The 13,761-nt window shown below is 55.8% G+C and carries 14 protein-coding genes; 8 read left to right on the top strand and 6 right to left on the bottom strand.

The annotated features are described in order from the left end of the window. The first annotated feature begins 19 nt into the window (after window positions 1-19). The 8 genes from NB640_RS10230 to NB640_RS10195 all read left to right on the top strand — a co-directional run bounded on the left by NB640_RS10230 (window position 20) and on the right by NB640_RS10195 (window position 7,679). A complete protein-coding gene (locus NB640_RS10230) occupies window positions 20-1,987 on the top strand; it encodes an autotransporter domain-containing protein (protein ID WP_269308602.1) in 1,968 nt (655 codons plus the stop codon). Window positions 1,988-2,027: 40 nt separating this feature from the next. After that, window positions 2,028-2,246: a hypothetical protein gene (locus tag NB640_RS10225; protein WP_269308601.1), complete on the top strand. Its 219-nt coding sequence runs from the start codon at window positions 2,028-2,030 to the stop codon at window positions 2,244-2,246. A gap of 266 nt (window positions 2,247-2,512) precedes the next feature. Further along, window positions 2,513-3,301 carry a methyltransferase domain-containing protein gene (locus tag NB640_RS10220; protein ID WP_269308600.1) on the top strand — a complete coding sequence of 263 codons (789 nt, stop codon included), beginning with the start codon at window positions 2,513-2,515 and terminating at the stop codon, window positions 3,299-3,301. Window positions 3,302-3,577: 276 nt separating this feature from the next. Continuing rightward, a complete protein-coding gene (locus tag NB640_RS10215) occupies window positions 3,578-3,994 on the top strand; it encodes a hypothetical protein (protein ID WP_269308599.1) in 417 nt (138 codons plus the stop codon). A gap of 201 nt (window positions 3,995-4,195) precedes the next feature. Further along, window positions 4,196-4,933: a tetratricopeptide repeat protein gene (locus NB640_RS10210; RefSeq protein WP_269308598.1), complete on the top strand. Its 738-nt coding sequence runs from the start codon at window positions 4,196-4,198 to the stop codon at window positions 4,931-4,933. A 39-nt stretch (window positions 4,934-4,972) separates the two neighbouring features. Then, window positions 4,973-5,956 (top strand): aldo/keto reductase, encoded by a 984-nt coding sequence (locus NB640_RS10205; RefSeq protein WP_269308597.1) that lies wholly within the window; start codon window positions 4,973-4,975, stop codon window positions 5,954-5,956. Window positions 5,957-6,382: 426 nt separating this feature from the next. Then, window positions 6,383-6,886: a hypothetical protein gene (locus NB640_RS10200; protein ID WP_269308596.1), complete on the top strand. Its 504-nt coding sequence runs from the start codon at window positions 6,383-6,385 to the stop codon at window positions 6,884-6,886. A 265-nt stretch (window positions 6,887-7,151) separates the two neighbouring features. Beyond that, window positions 7,152-7,679: a hypothetical protein gene (locus NB640_RS10195; RefSeq protein ID WP_269308595.1), complete on the top strand. Its 528-nt coding sequence runs from the start codon at window positions 7,152-7,154 to the stop codon at window positions 7,677-7,679. A gap of 69 nt (window positions 7,680-7,748) precedes the next feature. Here the strand turns inward: NB640_RS10195 and phoR are convergent, their stop codons facing one another. From phoR to pstC, 6 genes are all read right to left on the bottom strand, one after another. Then, window positions 7,749-9,047 (bottom strand): phosphate regulon sensor histidine kinase PhoR, encoded by a 1,299-nt coding sequence (gene phoR / locus NB640_RS10190; protein ID WP_269308594.1) that lies wholly within the window; start codon window positions 9,045-9,047, stop codon window positions 7,749-7,751. Between the two features lie 192 nt (window positions 9,048-9,239). After that, window positions 9,240-9,935: a response regulator gene (locus NB640_RS10185; RefSeq protein WP_269308593.1), complete on the bottom strand. Its 696-nt coding sequence runs from the start codon at window positions 9,933-9,935 to the stop codon at window positions 9,240-9,242. Window positions 9,936-10,366: 431 nt separating this feature from the next. Next, window positions 10,367-11,071, bottom strand: a complete 705-nt coding sequence (phoU, locus tag NB640_RS10180; RefSeq protein ID WP_269308592.1) for a phosphate signaling complex protein PhoU — start codon at window positions 11,069-11,071, stop codon at window positions 10,367-10,369. Between the two features lie 9 nt (window positions 11,072-11,080). After that, window positions 11,081-11,872 (bottom strand): phosphate ABC transporter ATP-binding protein PstB, encoded by a 792-nt coding sequence (gene pstB / locus NB640_RS10175; protein WP_408637927.1) that lies wholly within the window; start codon window positions 11,870-11,872, stop codon window positions 11,081-11,083. A gap of 9 nt (window positions 11,873-11,881) precedes the next feature. Beyond that, on the bottom strand, window positions 11,882-12,742 hold the full coding sequence (pstA, locus tag NB640_RS10170; RefSeq protein ID WP_269308591.1) for a phosphate ABC transporter permease PstA: 861 nt from the start codon (window positions 12,740-12,742) through the stop codon (window positions 11,882-11,884). Further along, on the bottom strand, window positions 12,739-13,710 hold the full coding sequence (pstC, locus tag NB640_RS10165) for a phosphate ABC transporter permease subunit PstC (protein WP_269310449.1): 972 nt from the start codon (window positions 13,708-13,710) through the stop codon (window positions 12,739-12,741). The genes pstA and pstC overlap by 4 nt, the downstream gene beginning before the upstream one ends. Window positions 13,711-13,761: the final 51 nt, after the last annotated feature.

The following is a 13,761-nucleotide window of genomic DNA, read 5'->3' as shown; positions in this document are numbered from 1 at the left end:
CATTGCCGCAAGTCCGGCCATGACGCACGCCGATACACTCACTTATACCGGTAATGCCAGTGACCTGAAGCTCATACCGGCATGGGTGCCAGGCATGTCCAACGATCTTTACCCCGGCACCCGGGCAAACCCTTCGGGTTCCGGCAATACCATCATCATCGACTATGATCCCGCCGCTACCGGTATGGCTAATCCCGGCTACGTCTCCGGCGGACTATCACAAACTGAGGCCTCCTGCAATACCGTTATCCTCCGTAATGGCAATGTCCGGTTCAATGTCAACGGCGGGGAGGTCTACTCCACCGGCACCGACAGCAGTACCGCAAACTACAATACCGTCATCATCAACGGCGGTAGTGTCAGTAGTGTCTACGGCGGGTATGCCAACTCCACCGGCGGCACAGGCAACGCTACCGCAAACTACAACACCGTCAACATTACCGGCGGCACCATTCGCAACACTGTCTACGGCGGGTATGCCCTCTCCAGCGGCGGCATCGGCACCGCTACCGCAAACTACAACACCGTCAACATTACCGGCGGCACCATTCGCAACACTGTCTACGGCGGGTATGCCCTCTCCAGCGGCGGCATCGGCACCGCTACCGCAAACTACAACACAGTGACCATCGGACAAAACGCCACTCTTGCCAACTCAACCCAACTCTGGGGCGGCAGCGGCTCTGGCGGCGGCGACAGCTTCACCGGCAACACCCTCAATATTGCCGGGCAGCATACGGTAGGCGGCATCTATAGCTTCGAGCACCTCAACATCACGCTGGCCGGTGACGGCGGGCATGTGAGCGCTACCAACATTTTCTTTGGCGGCACTACCGTGACCGTTGACAGCGTCAACCTCATGGGCGGCAGCTATGTCCCCGGCGCAGGTGAAACTGTCGTGCTGCTCGAAAGTGGTGGCGTCATTGGCGGCTCACTTGCCGGAGCACCCCAGACCGCCTCCGGTATGAAGGGTATGTCGCTTTTGTATGAGTGGGACAATATCGCCATTACCGGCGGCGGCAACAACCAGCTCACCGCCCGCGTTGCAGGCTACCGCTTCAACCCCCAAACCCACGCCCTGCTCTCAGGCCGCTCTGCCCAGGGCGCCTTGCTTACGCAGGGTGCTGATCTTGCCGCCGGACGCGGCATGGCTGCCATGAAGGCTTCTGCTGGTGCAGGCCATCGCGGCTTCATGGCCGTACAGGGTGGGTCTTCCCGTTACAGGACCGGCTCGGGCATTGATATGGACAGTTTTTCTTTTATGGCGGGTGCGGCATGGGGATCAAGGATCAACCCTGAGCTTGATCTCTCCCTTGGCGCTTTTGTGGAAATGGGCACCGGCAGCTACAACAGTTCCAACAGTTTTACGGGGATGGCTTCTGTGAGGGGCAGCGGGGATACTGACTTCATCGGCGCGGGGCTTTTGGGTTCGCTGACATGGGCCAATGGCTTTTATCTTGACGGGTCTTTCAGGGCGGGACGGGTGAAGTCTGATCTTTCGACGAATGTGGTTAATTACGGCCAGAACGCCTCCTATGACGACACCAGCTCCCTCTACCTTGGCGCCCATGCTGGCGTGGGTTATCGCTGGGAAATGACAAAGGCTGATTCGCTTGATGTGTATACCCGGTACCTCTGGACCTACACCGACAGCGATAGTGTGAAGGTACTCGGTGATAAATATCACTTCGACAGCACCAATTCTCACCGGTGGCGTACCGGCATGAAGTATGGTCATACTATCGGCAGCCTAACGCCTTATGCAGGCGTCGCGTATGAATTTGAGTTTGACGGCAAGGCGGGTGGTTCGGTACACGGCTACAACCTCAAGGAAACCGATATGGGGGGTTCCACCTTCATTGGCGAAGTGGGCCTTACCTGGGTACCGAAGGATGAGCCCAACATGAGCCTTGACCTGGCACTCGAAGGCTTTGCCGGAGAACGGGACGGGTTTATGGGGAATGTCAGGTTTAATTACCGGTTTTGATACCACGTTGTAGCGTGTGCCAAACGCAGTGCGGCGCACGATGAGCGCACGGCAAGAGCGGGCACTCTTCTTTTTGCCGGCTTGGGTTCGTGCGCTTCGCCACAGGCTCAGCACACGCTACTTCCCGCCAGGCCGCTTTTTCAAGGCAGTGTGCAGGATGGGCACCAGCGAAGCGGTGCCCATGCCGCCTGCACCGCAGGGGTATCTCACACCACGCAGTGGTGTCACTTCTCTACTGAAATCCGCGATTGCACTGTAGCCGGGGCGGGTACCCTGAAGGGGCAAGGGGTTGCGGTCCCTTTTTTGGTTACTTCTTTTGTGGCAAGACAAAAAAGTAACCTGACGTGGGTCAGCCACCCACCTTATGAGGATAAATAGAGGACTAATCTGATCGTAGACACGCCCACCCGCGCAGGGTAATAACAATAACGCGCTGCCGTCGCGTAACAACGCCCCCTCCCCCTTGCCATCCTCCCCCAACCCTCCTATCATTAAGAAATAGACAACAACCATCCGGAGGCTTTCATGGCTGACTGGAATCCTGACCAATACCTCAAGTTTGCCGATGAGCGCACCCAGCCCTCCATCGACCTGACATCCCGTATCCGCCTCCAGAAAAAACCGCACAAGATCCTGGATATCGGCTGCGGCCCGGGCAACAGCACCCATGTGCTTGCACAGCAATTCCCGCATGCCTGCATCATCGGCATCGACAGCTCGGAAAACATGATCCAGGTGGCAAAAAGCACCAGCATCGATCTGGATGCCGATCTTGACTTCATGATCTGCGATGCCGCAACCGGACTGCCAAGCCTGGAGACCAACTACGACATCGTTTTTTCCAATGCCGCCATCCAGTGGATACCCCGGCATGACGAATTGCTGAGAAACATGATGGGGCGCTTAAAACCCGGCGGCGTCATGGCGGTGCAGACACCGCTGCTGGAAAAACATCCCCTTCACCGCATCATCCGCAGCGTGGCCAACCAGGAAAAATACAAAGGCACTTTTTCGAGAAACATCCAGCGGAGAAACAATCTCTCGCCGCAGGAGTACGCCACTATCCTGAGTGATATCGCCGAGCGCTTTGATATCTGGGAAACGACTTACTACCACATCATGCCTTCCCATCGGGACATTATCGAATGGTTCCGCTCCACCCGGCTGCGTCCCTACCTGGCTGCGCTTTCGCCAGACAGGGTTCCCGAATTTGAAGCGGATCTCCTCGACGCTTTCACGCGGAACATGCCCGTACTGGAAAACGGCAAGATCCTCATGCCTTTCCCGCGCCTCTTTTTCACTGCCGTGAGATAACCTATTCTCCCATCACGCAAACACGCCCTTTTCCATAGGGGGGTGTGGCGTTTTTTTCTTTCCGCTTTTTGTATTCCGGCCTTTTTCAATCTGAAAAAAACCGCCCGCTTCCCTCGGGAAAGATAAAAGTTACGGGAAACACCTCAAGCACACACACACAAAATTGCCGCACCCCCTTGATTTTCACAAAAATTTTCCGTTATCATTCTTTAAGGCAATAAAAAATACAGCTTTCTGAATTTATTACCCAAGACACAAGCAAACGGAACCTGAACCATGAATGAAAGAAACCGCCTCTTGTTCACAGGCAGGGCCAGGCGATTCCCCCTGATGAAAATCGCCCTGGGCTTTCTGCTTCTCTTCATTTTCTGCGCATGGGCTTATGCCGCACCGCAGACTGATACATCCCCTTTTACCGAGACACTCAAGGCCCCGCCTGCTTTCGTCCCGGAATATATGGCAGAAAAAGACAATGCGGCTGCCATGTATTCAGATGGCATCTATGCGGTTTATGCCGCAGACAAGGCCAGCATCAGAGAAGGACAACCGGTATCGGTTACCGCCAGCCAGATCAGTGACAGCAACTGGTCGCTCGCTGTAGAAGCCGTGAACTCTCCTGTCAAGGAAGAACACGGCAATGAAGAAAGACATGAAAGCCTCGGCGGCATGGTCAAGGGAACCCTTCACTTTTAAGCGACTCTTCATCAATTTCCCCACACCGGCTGGCACAAGACATTGCATTTTTGATAAGATATCTGGCATACGCCGGATACCCGGCATTGAAGGTGCAAAAAAAACGGAAACATCTGTTATTCTGTCTGGTATATCAGCATCGCTGAGAGACAGGTTTATCACGCAGGCCAACATGCCATGAAGGTAACTGACCGGGGTCACATGCAAAAAACATCCGCCATGTGGAAAAGGCTGCCCGTTCTTTTTGCATGCCTGCTGCTTTCCCTCCCTGTCATGGCTGACGATCTGGCTGACGGAAAATCCCACCTCGAAAAGCGTGAATATGCCCCCGCTTTTGCTGCATTCCAGAAAAGCGCGGCGCAGGAAAACCCCGAAGCCGAATATTACCTGGGACTCTTTTACCGAAACGGTATCGCAACGGTTCAGGACAATGAAAAAGCCATGGCATCGTTCAAGGATGCTGCCGGACACGGCCACCTTCAGTCCCAATACATTCTCGGATACTCCTACCTCACCGGTGAAGGCGCTGAACAGGACTACTGGTCAGCAAAACACTGGTTTGAGAAAAGCGCAAACGCCGGATACCCGTTATCCATGGTCCAGCTTGCCTTCATGTATGACGATGGCGTGGGAATGAAGCCCGACCGCAAAAAAGCGCTTTACTGGTTTGAAAAAGCAGCCGCAGCAGAGCAACCCACCGCCATGCTGTATCTGGGTGTTTTTTACGAAACCGGAACCGCTGTCAAAAAAGACGAGGAAATCGCCTTTCACTGGTACAAAAAAAGCGCCGAGGCCGGTGAACCCCGCGCGCTGGTGCGCATGATCCAGATTTATGAAAACGGCGAGCTCGGCGAAAAGCCCGACAAGGCAAAAGCGCTAAAATGGAGTGAAAAAGCAGAAAACGCCCGCCCCGAACACATGAAACCCCTGATCGAATAACACAATAACAAAAACAACAGAACAACAAAGAGGCAAACTATGGAATATCGCACCCTGGCAGGAACCGATCTCAAACTCTCCGCCCTCACCTTTGGCGCCTGGGCTGCAGGCGGCTGGATGTGGGGTACAACCGAGAGAAAGGATGCGCTTCAAGCCATACGTGCCAGCTATGACAATGGCATCACTTCCATTGACACCGCCCCCATTTATGGACAGGGCAACAGCGAGGAAATCGTGGGGGAAGCGATCGCCGGCATACCGCGGGACAAAGTCCAGATCCTGACAAAATTCGGCCTGCGCTGGGATCTCGACAAGGGCAGGCTCTCCATGCGCAGCAAGGACCTCAAAGGCGAAAGCATCAATATCCATATCTATGCCGGAAAAGAAAGCATCATCAAGGAATGCGAAGACAGCTTGAGACGCCTGAAAACAGACTATATTGATCTCTACCAGCTTCACTGGCCGGATCCGACCACCCCTATTGCCGAATCCTTTGAGGCAGTCAACAGACTGATCGAACAGGGCAAGGTCCGCTATGCCGGTGTGTCCAACTACAATGCCGAGCAGATGGCTGAAGCGGAAAAAACCACCTTTATTGCCTCCAACCAGATTCCCTACAGCATGGTCAACCGCCGCATCGAAAAAGAAACCCTGCCTTACTGTATCAAGCACCACAAATCCATCCTGGCCTACAGCCCGCTTGAGCGCGGTCTTCTAACCGGTAAACTGAAGCCCGGCCATGAATTTGCCGAAGGCGACCACCGCGCCACCAACAGTTACTTTACCGATGACAGCATTGAGCGTACCAATGCTTTTCTGGCCAAGCTCAAACCCATGGCAGAAGCCAAGGACGCCACGCTTTCGCAGCTTGTCCTGCGCTGGACCATCGAACAGCCCGGCATCACGATTGCACTGGTGGGCGCCAGAAACGCCGAACAAGCCATCCAGAACGCGGCAGCCATCCATATAAAACTCACCCCGGAAGAAATCCAGTTCATCAACGACCTGATTCCCCCGGCATAAACAAAAAAACCGGCAGCCGGATAAAAAAGGGGCTTCATCAAAGCCCCTTTCTTGTCATGTCTTTTTGCCTTTTCAACTTGTGCGCAAAACGCATATTTTTGCTTTTTTGCCTTTGACAAAACGCATTTACTTCCATTTTGCATCACCCGGAAAACGCTTATGTGACGTGTATCATGAAAATACAACCTGTTCAGAAAAACTCATCCACCATAATGTCTATTACGCATTTTTTGTGTGTCTTAAGACTTCCGGACCGCTATTACTCGCAAGTAGTCCTGCTCAGGACTGCCGGGGCGGCTTTTTTGTTCGCTGCCACCTCTTCCCGGCAAAACGTTACATGGCGTTACAGAAAACCCGCAATTTCCTGAACCATGCCATACTTTTTTCAGGCAATATACACCAGACAGATCATCATCGCAGGACATCATGTATTTCACCCGGCACACGCTTCACCTGCCTACCCGATCGGCTTTCATGCTGCCCTCTGCTGTTCTTGCCCTTTTCCTCTTCAGCAGTGTTTTATCCCCCGCGCATGCCGAACCGGCTAAATCGCATACCGGCTTTTCCTATCATCTGGAAACACCGCCTGCCTTTACCCCGCAAACAGGCACAGAGGAAGATCAGCCTGACTGCACGGTACCAGACAATAACCGTACCCGCCCCATGGTGTGTTCCATCAGTGCCCGCCAAAACCCCACTCGCAGCGCTTCCATAAAAAACGGTTACCTGGACAATACAGATCTTGTCCCTATGCCGGGTCAGGACAACATCGGCCGGAAAATGGGTAAAACGCTGGCAGACCCGAAAAAAAGCGAGTACGACTGGGGCGTTGAAGTCGAGCTTCGGGATTCACCCGTGCTTGAAGACACGGGTAACGCGCAACGAAATGAGGGTAAAGGCGCCCTCATCAAGGGAAATATCCGCTTCTGACAAAAGCCTCCCCCCTGTTTCGGATGTGCCCATCATTCAAAATCACGCAATGCCCCCAATGGCGACAGATTATAACAAACGCGGTATTTCCTGCTTTTCACCAAAAAATGCCTGATGCGCACAAAATCGCTTGCTCATCCTCATCCTGAATGCCGAACCATCAATCTCCTGCCAGAAAATCCGCATAGCTTGAGTCCGCGCAAAAACAGCGAATACAACAAAAATCATAATAAGCCCCTGACACGTTATCCATACAAGGGCATACATGAATACGGGTACACACTCCTCGAAACGCTTACATGCCATCGCGCATCAGGTTCGCCGCAAGGGCAGGCTGGTTTTCCTTCCCCTGGTCTGTCTCGTCATTTTCCTTTCATCCCTCTTTCCTGCCCATGCCCTGGCCCGGGAAACCTCCCCTTTTGCCAACCACCTGGCTGTACCACCGCCTTTCAATCCTGAAGCGGAAAATACCGATACCCAGGCAGACGCCACAGCTGCGGACAATCAGCAGACACAACCCCTTGTGTCCCGCAGCGGGAAAGCCCCCGTCACAAAGGGGAAACCGGAAAAAGAACAACACCATATGAATCCGGATATCAATAACCTTCCCCCACCGGGAGCCGGCAGCCGGAAAATCAGCCAGGCCATTGCGGCATCAAAAAAAGATGACATGATCGAGAACGAATGGAAAATGGGGTTCGAGCTGCGCAGTTCCCCCGTGCTTGAAGAACATGGCAATGCCGAACGGCACGACAGCATTGGCGGCCTCGTCAAGGGGCATCTCAAATTCTGACGAAAAAAGCAGGCTGAAAAGCCTGCTTTTTTTATGCTCTCCCGGGTATTCCGGACAACAGCAAACGCCTTATGGCACCAAGGCGCTGTTCGGAAACTGTGCCGTAAATTCGCTGCCCACGCCGACCTGCGATTTGACCTGCAGCTCCCCCTTGTGCCGCATGAGCGCATGCCGCACAATCGCCAGCCCCAGTCCCGAGCCACGCTCTTTCCTGCTGCGCGTCTTATCCACCAGATAAAAGCGCTGGGTCAGACGCGGAATATGTTCCGCAGCAATGCCAATCCCGGTATCGGTCACCACAAAGTGCGGCCCTTTTTCCGTATTTTCCCACTTCAGGGCAACCTTCCCGCCCGGCGGGGTGTAGCGAACCGCATTCCTGACCAGATTCCACAGGGCGGTACGAATCTCGTCCTCGCTGCCATACATCGTTTCCGGCCCATCGGCCATATCCAGGCTGATATCATGGCGGCCATTCGATACCATATTGGCCTCGTCACATACCCCCTGGATCAGCTCATACATATTCACCGCCTCCCGGACCACCGGATTATCCGGCGACTCCAGCGCAGTGAGCTGCAACATGCTGTCCACCAGGCGCTGCATCCGCTCCCCCTGTTCACGCATCAGTTGCAGATGGGCTGTGCGGGTATCCTTGTCCATGTCCGGCTGCGCCTCGGCCACTTCTAAAAAGCCATTGATCACCGTTAAAGGTGTTCTGAGCTCATGCGAAGCATTCGCCACAAAATCGCGGCGCATCTTGGCAATATTTTCCTGCTCCGTCGTATCGTACGTGACGAAAATCTGACGGCGGTTTTCAAAGGGGATCACCTGCAAAACCAGCCGCCTGTCGTTGAGCGTCATCGGCAGCGGCTTATCGTACCGTCCCAGCACCAGGTAATTGATAAATTCCGGGTTGCGCACCAGATTGGTGATCCGCATCCCCCTGTCTTCTGTCTCGGACAATCCCAGGTGTTTTTCTGCTGCCGGATTGCACCATTCCAAAAACATCACATCATCTGCAATCACCACGCCAATGGGAAGCAGTGCCATCGCCTGCCTGAAGCGTACCAGCCACTCGGTCAGCTCGGCCTGGCTTTTTTCCTCATCGCGCTGCAGTTGCATCAGCCGGTCATAAATCGCCGCCCAGGCGCCCCAGCCGCCGGGAGACTCAGCACTATTCGGATTGTCCAGCCAGATATCCAGCCGGGAAAGAAAATACAGCTGCACAAAAACCATGGCCGTCATCAGGACAAAACCGGCCAGAAGGCCGATTACCGGGCCGTAGTAATACCAGAGCACACCGGCAACAATCCAGGTCAGCGCAAGCCTCAACGCGGCAGGAATCCAGAACATAACATGGGGATTCATGAAAAACCTTATGGAAACAAACAAAAAAGAAGCACACAGTATACCCGATGCACTGCCCTCAAGCGAGAAAAAACCATTCGGATTCCTGCCGGAAAAAACCGCTTTCAAGAACGAAACCGCCACTTTCTGATTTATCCCATTTGAGCGTATCCCGGCATACCGGGATCAGGCAGAAACAGGTATCGAAAACGTTTATTCCCGCCTGTCCGTAAACAGATACCCCACACCGCGCACGGTACGGACCATGTAGCCATCCTCACCCATTGCAATCCTCAGGCGCCGCACATGCACATCCACCGTGCGCTCCTCGATTTCCGGCTGGTTGGGCCATACCCTGTCCAGGATCTGGTGACGGGAAAACACCCGTTCCGGGTTGGACAGGAAAAAACGCAGCAGCCTGAACTCCACATTGCCCAGCTCCAGCGGCGTCTCCCCTGCACGCGCCTGCCGCGTATCCGGGTCCAGCGCAATATTGCCCAGCGTCAACAGGCTTTTTGCCCGATCCGGCGCCTTGCGTCTTAACACCGCATTGATCCGCGCGATCAGTTCCTTCGTGGAAAAAGGCTTGGTGATATAGTCGTCCGCCCCCTTGTCGAGCCCCATTACCCGGTCTTCCTCACCACCTCTGGCCGTCAGCATGATCACCGGCAGGTGTTTCCTGTCGCGATCCGCCCTTAAGCGCTTCAGAAACCGGATACCGCTTTCATCCGGCAACATCCAGTCAAGCAGGATCACATCCGGCGTCATCCGCTCCAGCACATGCGTCGCAGCCGATGAAGACTCCGCCATCACCGGCTGCCAACCGGCCGATTTCAGCGTATAAACCACCAGCTCCATAATCGCCGGTTCATCCTCCACCACCAGTACCTGCACCTTGTCCGCTGCCACCGTATATCCCTTTCCCGTTACAGAAACATCATACAGTCAAAACTCTCTGAAACATATTCCCACCCATACCCACGCTATCCCCCCAAGGCAGCTCTGCTGCCATGCCATCTGCGCAGCAGGGGCATCCCCACACCGCAACGCGGTGTCACTTCTCTACTGAATTCCGCAATTACGCCGCAGCCGGGACTGTAAGGAGTGACTGGAGCTTCGCAGACGGCTGTCTGAGCGCAGCGAGTTCCGGCTGCCGCCCCTGTCACGAAGAGCAGTCACGGGTACCCCCGATAGGGGGCAAGGGGTTGCGGTGCCTTTTTCGGTTACTTCTTTTGTGGCAAGACAAAAAAGTAACCTGCCGTGGGTCAGCCACCCACCGTATGAACCCAAACCGAGGGCCAATCTCATCGTAGCTAACTACACCAACAAAACATCCCCCCTCACTTCACTATCCCCAACACCTTCCTCGCATAATCCGAATGCCGGATATCATCCCCATCCACAATATAAATCACATACTCCCCGATATTCGTCGCATGATCCCCGATCCGCTCAATCGCCTTGGCTGCCCAGAGAATATCCAGCGACGCCGAAATCGTTTTCGGCTCCTCCATCATGTAGGTAATCAGGCTTCGCATCATGTCATGGAATTCCCGGTCCAGGTCCTCGTCCAGCGCCATCATCCTCACCGCCTTGTCCCTGTCCAGCCGCGCATACGCGTCCAGCGCGTCGCGCAGCATCTGCTGCGCCGTCCCCGCAATCGCATGGATCGGCTGGTACTGGTTCAACAGCAACAGGTTTCTCGTCTGCAGATTCTTCGCGGCACGCGCCACCTTGGTGGCCTCATCGGCGATCCGCTCCACATCCGTTATCACCCGCATCGTCGCAATCACCGTACGCAGATCGCCCGCCGCAGGCTGACGCCGCACGATGAGCTCCGTACATGCATTATCCAGCGACACCTGCAACTGGTTCACCTGCTCATCGGTGGCCATCACCTTTTCCGCCAGTTCCACATCCCCTTCCTGCAGCGCATGAATGGCATTGGCAAGCTGTTCTTCGGCCAGCCCGCCCATCAGGAGTGCCTTCGATTTGATCGTTTCCAGATCCTGATCGTACTGTTTTGACCAGTGCAAACCCGTCATATTCCCTCCCTATCCAAAACGGCCCGTAATATAATCCTGCGTGCCTTTCTTCGCCGGATTCATGAAAATCTTCGCCGTATCGTCAAACTCCACCACCTCGCCCAGGTACATGTAGGCCGTATAGTCCGAGCAGCGCGCCGCCTGCTGCATGTTGTGCGTCACAATCACGATCGTGTAATCCTTTTTCAGTTCCGCAATCAGCTCTTCCACCTTCGCCGTCGAGATCGGGTCGAGTGCCGAGGTTGGCTCATCCAGGAGCAGCACCTCCGGCTTCACCGCCACGCAGCGCGCAATGCACAGCCGCTGCTGCTGCCCGCCGGACAATGACAATCCGCTCTTGTTGAGCTTGTCCTTCACCTCGTCCCAGAGCGCCGCCTGCTTCAATGCCCATTCCACCCGCTCGTCCATCAGCGTTTTCGACAGCGACTCGTACAGCCGCACCCCGAAAGCGATATTCTCATAAATCGACATCGGAAAAGGCGTCGGCTTCTGGAAAACCATCCCGATACGGGAACGCAGCAGGTTCACGTCCACATCCGCATCCAGGATATTGCGCCCCCCGAATGCGATCATCCCTTCCGCCCGCTGGTTCGGGTACAAGTCGTACATCCGGTTCATCGTCCGCAAGAGCGTCGATTTTCCGCACCCGGAAGGCCCGATAAACGCCGTGACCTTGCGGTGGGCAATCGTCAGATCAATCCCTTTCAAGGCATGAAAATCCCCGTAGTAAAAATCCAGGCTTTCAATCCCGATACTGTTTCTTGTCACCGCCTGTTCCATCATCATCTGTCCTGTCATCATCCACTTTCCTTATTCGGCCGCCCGCTTCGCAAAGAGCAGCCGTGACACCATGTTCAGCCCCAGCACCCCCAGGGTGATCAGGAGCGCGCCGCCCCATGCCAATTCGCGCCAGTTGTCGTAAGGGCTCATGGCAAACTGGTAAATCACCACCGGCAGGTTTGCCATCGGCTCATTCATGTCCGCCGAGAAAAACTGGTTGTTGAGCGCCGTAAAGAGAAGCGGCGCCGTCTCGCCCGAAATCCGCGCCACCGCGAGCAGTACCCCGGTCAGCACCCCGGCCTGCACCGCTTTCAGGCGGATCATCAGCGCCACCTTCCACTGCGGCGCGCCCAGCGCATAGGCCGCTTCCCTCAGGCTCACCGGCACCAGCGAGAGAAAATTGTCCGTTGTGCGCACCACCACCGGCAGCGCGATCAGCGCCAGCGAAAAGCTGCCCGCCCAGCCGGAGAAATGCCGCACATGCATCACATACACCGCGTACACAAAGAGACCGATCACGATCGACGGCGCGGACAGCATCACGTCCACCAGGAAACGCACCACCTTTGCAAACACGCTGCTTTCCCCGTACTCCGCCAGGTAAATCCCGGCGAGAATCCCCACCGGCGTCACGATCAGGGTCGATACCGTCACCATCATCACGCTGCCGACAAACGCGTTCAGCAGTCCCCCGCCCTCGCTTCCCGGCGCGGGCGTGGACTGCGTCAGCATGGCCCAGCTCATCCCGCCCATGCCTTTCACCAGCAGGGTGCCCAGTATCCACATCAGCAGGAAAATCCCCAGTCCCATCGCAAAAACCGACAGGGCCATCCCGATCCGGTGCCTTGCCATGCGCCGGCGATAAATCCGTTTTACCCGTTTTTCCCTCATCCCAGCCCCTCCCGGCGAGACATGCGCAGCAGCATCAGCTTCGCGGCCGACAGCACGACAAACGTGATGAGGAACAGCAGCAGCCCCAGCGCAAAAAGACTCGATACATGAAGCGTCGATGCCGCTTCCGCAAACTCGTTGGCCAGCGTCGAGGCAATGCTGTTGCCCGGCGCATACAGCGACGCCGACAGGCGGTGCGCATTGCCGATCACGAAGGTCACCGCCATCGTCTCGCCCAGCGCGCGGCCCAGGCCGAGCATGATGCCGCCCACCACCCCGTTGCGGGTATAGTGCAGCACGATCCGCCTGACCACCTCCCACCGGGTGCATCCCAGCGCGTAGGCCGATTCCTTCAGGATCGGCGGCACCGTCTCAAAGACATCCCGCATGACCGACGAAATAAAAGGAATAATCATCACCGCCAGGATCACCCCGGCGGTGAAAATGCCGATCCCCATCATCGGCCCGGAAAAAAGCGGCCCGATGCCCGGTACCCACCCCAGCAGGAGCGTCAGCCCCGGCTGCACGTAATCCGCAAAAAGCGGCACCAGCACGAAAAGCCCCCACATGCCGTAAATAATGCTGGGCACACCGGCCAGCAGCTCCACCGCCATCCCCATCGGGCGTTTCAGCCAAACCGGGCACAGCTCCGTCAAAAACATCGCAATCCCGAAACTCAGCGGCACGGCAATCAGCAGCGCGATCACGGATGTTGCGACCGTTCCGAAAATCGCGATCATCGCCCCGTACTCGTCGTTGACCGGGTCCCATTCGGTACGGGTAATAAAGCCCGCGCCGAATGTCCTGAAAGCCGGGATCGACTCCACGAGGAGCGACAGCAGGATGCCGCCGAGCACGAGCACCACCAGCAGGGCAAAAAGCAGCGTCATCCCGTGAAAAACACGATCCTGCCAGGGCTTGCCGCTCGACGGCGGCCTGCCGGAACGGGCGCCGTCTCCCGTTTTCATTGCCGTCTCTTTCCCGGCGGTATCCAGTGTCAGTTCAGGCACACTCATGAT

The organism is Oxalobacter vibrioformis (genome assembly GCF_027118995.1).
Classification (GTDB): domain Bacteria; phylum Pseudomonadota; class Gammaproteobacteria; order Burkholderiales; family Burkholderiaceae_D; genus Oxalobacter; species Oxalobacter vibrioformis.
Note: the sequence above shows the minus strand (reverse complement) of the source record. Positions and strands in the feature narration are given on the sequence as shown.

Coding starts and splice junctions, on each gene's coding strand:
- NB640_RS10200 (WP_269308596.1), top strand. CDS start 6,383: ATGTATTTCACCCGGCACACGCTTCACCTGCCTACCCGATCGGCTTTC.
- pstA (WP_269308591.1), bottom strand. CDS start 12,742: ATGAGGGAAAAACGGGTAAAACGGATTTATCGCCGGCGCATGGCAAGG.
- NB640_RS10230 (WP_269308602.1), top strand. CDS start 20: ATGACGCACGCCGATACACTCACTTATACCGGTAATGCCAGTGACCTG.
- phoU (WP_269308592.1), bottom strand. CDS start 11,071: ATGACGGGTTTGCACTGGTCAAAACAGTACGATCAGGATCTGGAAACG.
- NB640_RS10205 (WP_269308597.1), top strand. CDS start 4,973: ATGGAATATCGCACCCTGGCAGGAACCGATCTCAAACTCTCCGCCCTC.
- pstC (WP_269310449.1), bottom strand. CDS start 13,710: ATGAAAACGGGAGACGGCGCCCGTTCCGGCAGGCCGCCGTCGAGCGGC.
- NB640_RS10210 (WP_269308598.1), top strand. CDS start 4,196: ATGCAAAAAACATCCGCCATGTGGAAAAGGCTGCCCGTTCTTTTTGCA.
- phoR (WP_269308594.1), bottom strand. CDS start 9,047: ATGAATCCCCATGTTATGTTCTGGATTCCTGCCGCGTTGAGGCTTGCG.
- pstB (WP_408637927.1), bottom strand. CDS start 11,872: ATGATGACAGGACAGATGATGATGGAACAGGCGGTGACAAGAAACAGT.
- NB640_RS10215 (WP_269308599.1), top strand. CDS start 3,578: ATGAATGAAAGAAACCGCCTCTTGTTCACAGGCAGGGCCAGGCGATTC.
- NB640_RS10220 (WP_269308600.1), top strand. CDS start 2,513: ATGGCTGACTGGAATCCTGACCAATACCTCAAGTTTGCCGATGAGCGC.
- NB640_RS10225 (WP_269308601.1), top strand. CDS start 2,028: ATGAGCGCACGGCAAGAGCGGGCACTCTTCTTTTTGCCGGCTTGGGTT.
- NB640_RS10195 (WP_269308595.1), top strand. CDS start 7,152: ATGAATACGGGTACACACTCCTCGAAACGCTTACATGCCATCGCGCAT.